Below are 9,758 nucleotides of genomic sequence, written 5' to 3' on the forward strand. Positions count from 1 at the left end.
CGCCCCGTTGGCACACTACGACGCATGCGCAAGGTGCGCGAGCCGCATGACAAGAGATTTGTCCACTCCCCCAATAGCTGGTTACGCAACTCGATAGCGTTGTTCAGGGCGATCCGGAATCGCAACAAGCCGCACCTAACAGACCGATCTCAATCAATTTTCTTTAATACGTGATGGGGTAGCTATGGAGCGGCAGGAACGGGAGAAGCCCATGAAGCTTAGTTTGAAGTACATCGCTCCGCTGGCCGTCGTCGCTGGCGGTGTTATCGCTGGCAAGGCAATGGCCGCCGACTTTGGTCCGCCGCCGCCCCCTCCGGCTCCGCCGGTTGTGTATGTTGCGCCTGACTATCGCTGCATGCGCTGGAGCCAGCGCTGCGAATTCCGCTGGGGCCTTGGCACTTGGCGTTACGCTCGCTGCATGTATCGCCACAGCTGCGGCGCCTGATCGGCTACTAGCCAATCGCAATGATCACTAGTGGTGAGGCCGGCGAAAGTCGGCTTCACTACGACTGGGCGAATGCGACGCCGGACCTAGGCAGCTGGCCGCCCGCGACGCGCAGGCTGGGCGGAATCTGTAGCGAGAAGGGGACCGCTGTTTATGGCGGCAATGCGCAGCCACTCGGCTTGGTATTGACTGAACGCCTTGTTCCAAAAATCGATCCACGCCTGCTGCACGTCCTGAGGAGACCTGCAGTGCGAGAGGCGCTCAGGCAGCCGCACATCCTCCTCGATCCGCGCCAGCGTGAAGTCGGTAAGCTCGGAAGTCACTTCGATCGCCCGCGTGCACATGGCGTCGGTCAGCTGCACGCCTGTCGCTAGCGCCGGACCCGTCCACGCCATAGGCTGCTGATCCGCTTCTTCTTTGGTAGTCTGTTCCTTCGCCATTTTCTGCCTCCTGTTTCCTGGCCCATGCGAGACTGCGTAGCAAACGCGCCGAGTGGATCGGGTTCGCCAAATCCACCCATCACAGTTTTCACACGGTGTGACGAACCGCTGCCAAGCCCATATGAGTTGAGCAGATGACGGAGCATGTGTGTTGACACGCATCAATTACTTGCATTGCATCGATTGACGCGAAGCAATGCGCCATTGATCCGCAATAGGATCATTGCGTCACTGCCACAAGTAGAGGAGCCTAAAGTCAGAGGAGAGTTTTATGAAAATTCGAGAGCTGATGCATAAGGGCATTGAAGTCATGCCGCCCGAAACGCCTCTTTCTAAGCTGGCGCAAAAGATGCGCGAAGAGGACATCGGCGCAATTCCAGTTGGCACCAAGGATAAGCTCCAGGGCATGGTGACCGATCGCGACATCACCATCCGCGCGGTTGCCAACGGCAAGGACCTATCGAAGCTCACCGCCGCCGATGTGATGACCAAGGGCGCCGTATGCTGCGCCGACGAAGACAAGGTCCACGACGTATTGCACACCATGGAAGCAAAGAAGATCCGCCGCATACCCGTGTGCGACCAGAGTCACCGCGTGATTGGCATGATCAGTCTCGGCGACATCTCAGCGGCGGCGACAGACAAGCTCACTGCCGAAGTCATGAAAGCCGTGTCGGCGCATCACGCATGAAGCATCGCTAGAGCGAGGCCACGCAGCGGACGCTCGGGCGTCGATGCCGTGCGCCTCAAAGTGAAAACGCCCGGACAGTGAACTGCCCGGGCGTCCTTATTCACACAACGGATGACGTCACGTCAGCGCCGGTCGTCGCGGCGATCATCTCGCCGGTCGTCCCGTCGATCATCGCGCCGGTCGTCCCGGCGATCGTCACGCCGGTCATCGCGGCGATCGCCACGATGCTCGACGCGAGCCGGTCGGCGCCAGCCCCTGTCAGGCGGCGGACGCATTCCCTTCGGAGCGACATAGCCAGAACGCCACCAGCCGGGATTGCGCGGGCCAGGCGGGGGAGCGTGCCATCCACGGCGCGGCTGCCACTTGTAGGAGTACCAGCGCGCGCGATCCCGGTACCAGGGACGCCCGACGTAATAGCGATCCCAGTAGTCGCGCACCGAGAACGTCACGAAAGGAATCCGGAAGTAGGCTGGACCATAGTCCGGCAACAGCACCATGTTGCCACGGTAATCGAAGGCGATGTATTCGCTATAGACCCAGCCGCGATCCGGTCCCCAGCGGACGTCACACCAGGACTCATCGCGCAGGCAGCCTTCGACGTAGATCGGCTCGCCTTCGGGGATGACACCGAGACTGGGATAATCGATGTCGGGCCCTGTCCGCATATTCACATTGGCTGTCGCATAGCCGGGGTCGGCCTGCGCAGCGGCGGCTCCCAGCACTGTCGCCAGCGCGGCTACCATAATTCTCAACTTCATTCGCATTCGTCTCCTCGGGGGTAGTTGAGGCTCATGTGTGCGCCAACCTTGGCAGGTTGATGGCCGCCGCCGCATTTAGTTGACGCGCCACTTTCCAACGATAGTCCAACGGTTCGAGGAGCATCGTTCCGGCGCCAGCGCATCTATTTCGAGCAGATCGGCCACCAACTGCGCGCGCGGGCAGCAGGGCCGGGGCGGCTGAGCTGTGGCTACTGATCTTGGACAGGTGTGATCAAATTACACTTGCCTTACGTTGTATCCATGTGAACATAGCGACACGGGGTACTGAGTAGGGGTGTAATTGTAATGCGTACGTTTGCGTACGCGGCGCTGTGGGGCGCCGCGATGGGAATCCTATTGCCTGCTGCCAACGCGCAGGAGGCGCCGCTGACGGCGGCAGGTGACGTAACGGCTTCCGAGGCCACGCCGCTGCCGCCACTGGACGTGACAGCGCCGTCCCAGCCGTTGAACAAGCCAAAGACCAGCAAAGCCAAGAAGAGCACGGCAACGAGCGCTTCGAGTGTCCCGTCCGAAGCGGGCGAGGGAACCGAAGGCGACGGCAAGACGGGCATCTTCACGCTCGGCCAGCTCTCGATGATCGGTGGCGCCACCGTCTCCAACGAGACCATGTGGACCTTCAACACTGTCACACTCCCGCAGGCGGCTGCGCTCGCACCAGGCGTTTCCATGGCCCAGTACGGCGGTACCCGCAATGAGGGTGACGTGATGGTGCGCGGCTTCGACCGCTGGCGCGTGCCGCTCACCATCGATGGTGCGCGCATCTATCTGCCCGCAGACAACCGCATCGACATGAATCGCTTCCTGACGCCGGACATCGCGGAGATTCAGATCGAGAAAGGCTATGTCTCCGTATTGAACGGGCCCGGAGGCATGGCCGGTTCGATCAACATGGTCAGCCGCAAACCCACCAAGGAGCTCGAATCCGAGGTGCGCGTCGGCATGACGTTCGACGGCGACCTCTCCACGAAGAACGCCTTCACCAGCTACGGCCGCGTGGGCACGCGCCGCGACGAAGGCTACGCGCAAGTCAGCGGCACGATCTATAACGTCGACCAATGGAATCTGTCGGGCGACTACTCGCCTGTAGCGGGTGCGCTGGAAAAGGGTGATGGCCGCGACGGATCCGAGACCCGCGACTGGCGAGTAAACGCCAAGATCGGCTACACGCCGAATGCCACTGATGAGTATGCGATCAGCTATACGTCACAGGCCGGCGAGAAAGGCGCGCCGCTCTTCATCGATCAAACCAGCACTTCTTCCGGAAGATTTTGGCAGTGGCCAAAGTGGGATATGACAAGCCTTGCAGGCTTTACACATACCAAGCTGGGCGAGGCCTCGTACGTAAAGACCAACGCGTACTACAACACGCTCAACAACTCTCTGTTCTCATACGATAACGCGTCCTATACGACGCAATCGTCCCAGAAAAGCTTCCGAAGCTGGTACGATGACGTCGTCTACGGAGGTTCGGTCGAGGTCGGAACCGATCTCATCCCGATGAACACGCTGAAGGCATCGGCGCACTATCGCTTCGACCATCACGGCGAGCACGACTACAACCGGCCGGACAGCTCGAGCGGCTATGTCGAGCCGATGCAATATCGCGAAGAGTACAACTGGTACTTTGCCGCTGAGAACACGTTCCACGCGACCAAGTGGTTCGATATCGTAGCTGGCATCAGCCAGGACAACTCGCGCCTCAAGCGGGCCGAGTACTACGATAGCTCCTCCGGCGTCGTCAAAGGCTATCCGACGGGAGAAAACGATGCATGGAACTGGCAGAGCGCGGCCATTCTTCGCTATAGCGAAGATGGAAAGGTCTACGCGAATGTCTCGGAGCGCTCGCGCTTTCCGACGTTGTTCGAGCGTTATTCCACCCGCTTCGGCACGGCACTTCCCAATCCCGACCTCAAGGCGGAGAGAGCGCGAAACCATGAGCTCGGTTGGGGCGACACGTTCAACAAAAGACTGAAGGTATCGGCGGCGGTCTTCTACACCGAGATCAGCGACTACATCGACTCCGTGTACCAGTACACGGACTCGTCCACCGGCAATGATGTCCGTCAGAGTCAGAACGTCGGCGATGGTGTGAACCGCGGCATTGAGTTCTCGGTCGACTACGATCTGTTCCCCGGTCTGCGCGTTGGCGGTAACTACACTTACCTGCATCGCAAAATCTCGGATCCAGTGGATCCGAACTTGAAGCCGACGGATACGCCGACACACGAAGCGTTTCTTTATATGTCGTGGAAGGCGATGCGCGACCTCACCGTCACGCCGAGCCTTGAGCTGGCCAGCAACCGCTGGAGCGTCGTCAGTGGCACATCTGGTCTCACTGCTGACTACGCCAAGGTCGGCTCCTACGCGCTCGTGAACCTCGATGTCGAGTATCGCCTCGATGAGAACTGGACCGCTTCGCTCGCAGGCAAGAACCTGACGGACGAGTATTACGAGCTGACTGACGGCTATCCCGATCCGGGTCGCCAGTTCTACGCCAACATCCGCGCTCAGTTCTGATCTGGGCAGGTTGTAGTCAGGCCGGCGCGTGCCCCCGTCAACGCGCCGGCCTTCTCCTTTTGATCCTCGTCAAGTCCAACCTCGTCCCCCGCGCTTAACTTCGGAGCCGCTATGAAAATCGCCCGTCCCTTATTCGCCGCGCTACTGTGCGCCGCCGCTGCTGCATCGTTCGCCACGCCCGTCCTCGCCGAGGACTGCACCGGCTTCAAATGGCCGCTCGACACCGAGCTGGCTTGGCTCGCCTCCAGCGATGATGTCGCCGTGAAGTCCGAGGGCAAGCTCGCGTCTCCGCCGCAGAAGGCCGTGGCCCTGTCGCTGCAGCCCGCTAAGTCGGTGAAGATGCCCGTCGCTCCGGGTGTGAAGGCGCAGCGCATCGCGGCTGACACCTTTTCGGGCTGGTTCACGATCGAAGGCCTGAAGCCCGGCCTCTATCAGATTTCACTCTCTGATAACGGCTGGATCGATGCCGCGCAGAACGGCGAGCTCATCTCCTCCAAGGGCTTCAGCGGACGCCAGGAATGCAAGGCCATCCATAAGAGCGTCCGTTTCGAGATCGGCGAAGGGCCGCTCACAGTTCAGATCAGCGGCGCGCCCAAGGACGTCATCCGCATCACCGTCAACGAAGGAAAGTAGCCGCAACGGCGGCCGCAGAGGTCACACCATGGATCGAGACGAAGGGGCGAGCACGTCCGCAACTCTGGCCGGGGCCGCACCTGTCAATCCTGCCGCCCTTGAGGCAGCCATCGAACGCTGCGTGCGCCTCTTCTACGTTAAGGCGCACGCCGACGACCTTCTCGCCCCCGTCATGCGGGCAGGCATCGTCGACTTCGAGCGTCACGTCGCCACCGTGTGCGATTTCTGGTCGCGTGCGCTGCTCGGCACGGAGCGCTATCAAGGTAAGGCATATCCGGCCCACGTGGGAATGCCCATCCGGCCGGAGCACTTCGACCGCTGGTTGGAACTGTTCGAAGAAGCGGCGGTTGTTGAGCTTCCGCCCGCTCAGGCAAACTTCGCCATCGACAAGGCACATCACATGGCTAAATCGTTCATGGCTGGACTGTTCCCTCTGGAGACGCCGCGCATGAAGGCACACCGCGCCAGACTGGTTTTCGAGTGGCCGCAGGATCAGACGGACCCTTCACGGCGCTCATGAAAATGCGGTGGGGGAGTGCATCACGCTTGGTAGGGCGCGCGCTGCCGCTCGCGGCAGTCGCGGGGGCAGTCGTCTTGGCTGCGGGCTATCTCGCCATTCCGGGCAACGCTGCCGATCCGCCCGCTGTCACACCTGAATCCCTCGGTAACGACCTTTTCTTCGACGTCAACCTGTCGAAGAACCGGGCGCAGGCCTGCGCAAGCTGCCATTCGCCCAACCTTGCGTTCACCGACCCGCGCGCGAATGCGAAAGGCGCAGGGGCAGTCTCCGTCGGCGACGACGGCAAATCGATCGGCGAGCGCAACGCGCCCACCGCGACTTACGCCAGCTTCGCCCCTGAGTTCCACATCAACGCCAAGGGCAAGGCCGTCGGCGGCCTGTTCCTCGATGGCCGCGCAAAGACCCTGGAGGAGCAAGCCGGCGGCCCGCCGCTCAATCCGGTCGAGATGGGCATGCCCGACAAGGCAAGCGTCGTCGCTCGCCTCAAGGAGAACCCGTCCTACGTCGCAGCCTTCAACACGCTCTACGGCGCGGGCGTGCTCGATGATGTCGAGAAAGGTTTCGCGGCCATGACCAGCGCCATCGCCGCCTTCGAACGCACGCCGCAGTTCGCGCCGTTCGATTCGAAGTACGACCGCTATCTGCGCGGCGAGGAAAAGCTGACCGACCAGGAAGAGCTCGGCCGCGTGCTCTTCTTCTCGACCCAGTTCACCAACTGCAGCCAGTGCCACAAGCTGAATGTGATGGGCGGGTCGGAGAAAGAGGTCTTCTCCAACTTCGAGTACCACAACGTCGGAACGCCCGCGAACGCGGCGCTGCACGCCGCCAACGGCAAACCCGCCGATCGCGGCCTCTCCGCCAATCCGGCCATCAAGAGCACCGCCGAAGAGGGCAAGTTCAAGGTGCCGACGCTTCGCAACGTCGCCGTCACCGGCCCTTACATGCACAATGGCGTGTTCAACGATCTGCGTACCGTCGTGCTGTTCTACGACAAGTACAACAGCAAGGCCCGCAAGCGGCAGATCAACCCTGAGACCGGCAAGCCCTGGGACCCGCCCGAGGTCCCCCAGAATCTCTCTATGAAGGAGCTGGAGACCGGCCCCGGCCTTGATGACCGCCGCGTCGATGCCCTCGTCGCCTTCCTCAAGACCCTGACTGACAAGCGCTACGAGCCCCTGATACCGCAATGAGCTGCGCATAGCGCTGGTCGGCGGCGCTGGCGCACCAGCGAATCGCGCTACCCAGGTCCCAGAATGGGCAGCATAGTGTCTCGCAGGGGATGTCGGGTACCGCAGCGCGCAAGCAAATGACCTCAGCCGGCCAGCTCGATCGCGCGCGCGAGGTCCTGGCCGACGTGTTCGGCTATCGCGATTTCCGCTCGCATCAGGCGGGCATCATCTCATCGCTCATCGCCGGCAGCGACGTTCTCGCGCTGATGCCGACCGGCGGCGGCAAGTCGCTCTGCTACCAGATACCCTCTCTCGTGCGCCCCGGCCTCGGCGTCGTCGTCTCGCCGCTGATCGCCCTCATGCAAGACCAGGTCGAGGCCCTGAGCGCCGCCGGCGTTAAAGCCGCCTTCCTCAATTCGACGCTCGACTACCGCGCACAAACGGCGCTGGAGAACTGGATCACGTCCGGCGGCCTCGACATCCTCTACGTCTCGCCCGAGCGCCTTCTGCAGGACCGAACGCTGGCGCTGCTATCGCGCACCGACATCGCCCTCTTCGCCATCGACGAGGCGCATTGCGTCTCACAATGGGGCCACGACTTCCGCCCGGAGTATCGCCAGCTCAAGCTGCTGGCCGAACGCTTCCCCTCCGTGCCGCGCATCGCCCTGACGGCCACCGCCGACGAGCGCACGCGCGAGGAAATCGTCGCCGAGCTGCGTCTCGAAAAGGCCGAGCGTTTCGTCGCTTCGTTCGACCGCCCCAACATCCGCTACACCATCTCCGATGCTGGCAGCATGGGCGCCCGCGAGCGCCTCTGGCGCTTCATCGAGGGCGAACACGCCGAGGACGCCGGCATCGTCTATTGCCTGTCGCGCAAGTCGGTGGAGGAGACCGCCACCTGGCTATCGGGCAAGGGGCGCACTGCGCTGGCCTACCACGCCGGCCTCGACGCCGAGGTGCGGCGCGAGGTGCTCGAGCGCTTCCGCAACGAGGCCGGCATCATCGTCGTCGCCACCATCGCCTTTGGCATGGGCATCGATAAGCCCGACGTGCGTTTCGTCGCCCACCTCAATCTGCCGAAGTCTCTGGAGGCCTACTACCAGGAAACCGGTCGCGCCGGCCGCGATGGCCTGCCTGCGAACGCCTGGCTCGCCTACGGATTGCAGGACATCGTCCAGCAGCGCCAATGGATCGCGCAAAGCGAGGGCTCGGAAACCCATAAGCAGGTGCAGCGCCAGAAGCTCGCCTCGCTCGTCGGCTTGTGCGAGCTGCCGAGCTGTCGTCGTCAGGCATTGCTCGCCTACTTCGGCGAACGGCAGACCGAGCCGTGTGGTAATTGCGACAACTGCCTCAACCCGCCGCGCACGACTGACGGCACCGTGCTCGCGCAAAAGGCGCTGTCTGCCGCCTATCGCACCGGCCAGCGCTTCGGATCGACTTACCTGATCGACGTGCTGCTCGGCCGCGAGTCAGAGCGCATCGTCCGCGCCAGTCACGATCGTCTCCCTGTCTACGGCATCGGCAAGGACACCGACGAGGCGACATGGAAGGCGGTTTTCCGCCAGCTCACCGCCGCCGGTCACCTCACCGGCGACGACGAAGGCCACGGCACGCTGCAGCTCACCGAAGCGGCACGTCCGATCCTGCGCGGCGAAGAGAAGTTCCTCATCCGCTTCGCGCCCAAGGAAACCCGCGCGCCGAGCCAGAAATCCAAGCGCCAGAACAAGAGCACGATCGTCGTCGCCGACGCCGACCGGCCGCTCTTCGATGCCCTGCGCACGCTGCGCTCCAAACTCGCCGCGGAAGCAAAGCTGCCGCCCTACATCATCTGCAATGACGTCACGCTTGCTGAGCTGGCCCTATTCCGCCCGCCCGATGAATCGGCCCTGCACGGCATTACGGGCCTCGGCAACAGCAAGATAGCGCGCTACGGCGCGGCCTTCCTGGCCACCATCGCCGCCCACCCCTCCCGCCGCCTCTAAGACAGCCGCTGGTCTGGGCGGTGAGCCGCCCCCGGCGGCAGCGCGGCTAGTTTCGCGTCTTCCACCGCAGATATCCGCCGAGCGGTCAGCACCGGCGGCGTCATCACTGCGTTCGAATTGGAAAGTTGGCTGGGGGACTAACATTCGATTCCCCTATTTCCGTGTCTCCAGCGTGTTGAATTATCTCGCTATTTTTCATGGTCTGAAAAATTTGTTGTGCTCGATGTTATGCCCAATGTTGTGCTCGCCGCCGGCGAGTGGCGTCGATCTTCTTTATCGGCCGATGAGCATCTCAACAAGAGTTCTGAAGACTTTCCGGTACGAGGCGCCGCGGGCGATTACAAAGCAAGGGTGCAGTGAGGCGCGGCGCTGCTCGCGAGGCCGCGGAGGCGAACGACTAAGAGCGTGCTTCGCCCTGGCAAGATGCACCAAGTCGCAATGACAGGTTCGTCCCATGTGTGGACATCGGGTAATCGCGGCGGAGCATGATCCTCCATAGTGCCGCGGTCAGAGCGCTATTGCTCGGCTCTTCGCACATCGGAGGCTGCTCGATGACCTGCTATGTCGGATTGGACGTGTCAC

At 62.3% G+C, this 9,758-nt stretch carries 9 protein-coding genes; 7 read left to right on the plus strand and 2 right to left on the minus strand.

Translation table 11 applies throughout. From position 1 onward, the window contains the following. The first annotated feature begins 211 nt into the window (after positions 1–211). Entirely contained in the window at positions 212–445 is a 234-nt protein-coding gene (locus NDB2M4_RS13270) for a glycosyl hydrolase family 5 (RefSeq protein WP_139247266.1), read from the plus strand. Positions 446–531: 86 nt separating this feature from the next. Here the strand turns inward: NDB2M4_RS13270 and NDB2M4_RS13275 are convergent, their stop codons facing one another. After that, on the minus strand, positions 532–885 hold the full coding sequence (locus NDB2M4_RS13275; protein WP_072375890.1) for a hypothetical protein: 354 nt from the start codon (positions 883–885) through the stop codon (positions 532–534). Positions 886–1,156: 271 nt separating this feature from the next. Between NDB2M4_RS13275 and NDB2M4_RS13280 the strand changes: the two genes are divergently transcribed. Then, a complete protein-coding gene (locus NDB2M4_RS13280) occupies positions 1,157–1,576 on the plus strand; it encodes a CBS domain-containing protein (protein ID WP_072375892.1) in 420 nt (139 codons plus the stop codon). 122 nt (positions 1,577–1,698) lie between these two features. On the opposite strand, the gene NDB2M4_RS20265 is transcribed toward NDB2M4_RS13280, so the two are convergent. Beyond that, positions 1,699–2,334, minus strand: a complete 636-nt coding sequence (locus NDB2M4_RS20265) for an SH3 domain-containing protein (RefSeq protein ID WP_072375895.1) — start codon at positions 2,332–2,334, stop codon at positions 1,699–1,701. A 306-nt stretch (positions 2,335–2,640) separates the two neighbouring features. On the opposite strand from NDB2M4_RS20265, the gene NDB2M4_RS13290 reads away from it, so the two are divergent. The 5 genes from NDB2M4_RS13290 (at position 2,641) to recQ (ending at position 9,176) form a co-directional block, all read left to right on the plus strand. Next, complete coding sequence (locus tag NDB2M4_RS13290) at positions 2,641–4,872, plus strand: TonB-dependent receptor (protein WP_139247268.1); 2,232 nt, start codon at positions 2,641–2,643, stop codon at positions 4,870–4,872. Between the two features lie 111 nt (positions 4,873–4,983). Then, positions 4,984–5,505, plus strand: a complete 522-nt coding sequence (locus NDB2M4_RS13295; RefSeq protein WP_072375897.1) for a hypothetical protein — start codon at positions 4,984–4,986, stop codon at positions 5,503–5,505. Between the two features lie 28 nt (positions 5,506–5,533). Continuing rightward, the gene (locus NDB2M4_RS13300) at positions 5,534–6,025 is read left to right on the plus strand and encodes a group III truncated hemoglobin (RefSeq protein WP_072375899.1); all 492 of its coding nucleotides are present in this window, start codon (positions 5,534–5,536) and stop codon (positions 6,023–6,025) included. Positions 6,026–6,120: 95 nt separating this feature from the next. Continuing rightward, positions 6,121–7,215 carry a cytochrome-c peroxidase gene (locus NDB2M4_RS13305; RefSeq protein WP_244536172.1) on the plus strand — a complete coding sequence of 365 codons (1,095 nt, stop codon included), beginning with the start codon at positions 6,121–6,123 and terminating at the stop codon, positions 7,213–7,215. An 89-nt stretch (positions 7,216–7,304) separates the two neighbouring features. Next, positions 7,305–9,176, plus strand: coding sequence for a DNA helicase RecQ (gene recQ / locus NDB2M4_RS13310; protein ID WP_083556336.1), 1,872 nt, complete (start codon positions 7,305–7,307; stop codon positions 9,174–9,176). The last annotated feature ends 582 nt before the right edge of the window (positions 9,177–9,758 follow it).

This window comes from Hyphomicrobium sp. NDB2Meth4 (genome assembly GCF_900117445.1).
Taxonomy (GTDB): domain Bacteria; phylum Pseudomonadota; class Alphaproteobacteria; order Rhizobiales; family Hyphomicrobiaceae; genus Hyphomicrobium_A.

Bases quoted from the DNA above. Each gene is read 5' to 3' on its own strand.
- NDB2M4_RS13270 (WP_139247266.1), top strand. From the start codon at position 212: ATGAAGCTTAGTTTGAAGTACATCGCTCCGCTGGCCGTCGTCGCTGGC.
- NDB2M4_RS13275 (WP_072375890.1), bottom strand. From the start codon at position 885: ATGGCGAAGGAACAGACTACCAAAGAAGAAGCGGATCAGCAGCCTATG.
- NDB2M4_RS13280 (WP_072375892.1), top strand. From the start codon at position 1,157: ATGAAAATTCGAGAGCTGATGCATAAGGGCATTGAAGTCATGCCGCCC.
- NDB2M4_RS20265 (WP_072375895.1), bottom strand. From the start codon at position 2,334: ATGAAGTTGAGAATTATGGTAGCCGCGCTGGCGACAGTGCTGGGAGCC.
- NDB2M4_RS13290 (WP_139247268.1), top strand. From the start codon at position 2,641: ATGCGTACGTTTGCGTACGCGGCGCTGTGGGGCGCCGCGATGGGAATC.
- NDB2M4_RS13295 (WP_072375897.1), top strand. From the start codon at position 4,984: ATGAAAATCGCCCGTCCCTTATTCGCCGCGCTACTGTGCGCCGCCGCT.
- NDB2M4_RS13300 (WP_072375899.1), top strand. From the start codon at position 5,534: ATGGATCGAGACGAAGGGGCGAGCACGTCCGCAACTCTGGCCGGGGCC.
- recQ (WP_083556336.1), top strand. From the start codon at position 7,305: ATGTCGGGTACCGCAGCGCGCAAGCAAATGACCTCAGCCGGCCAGCTC.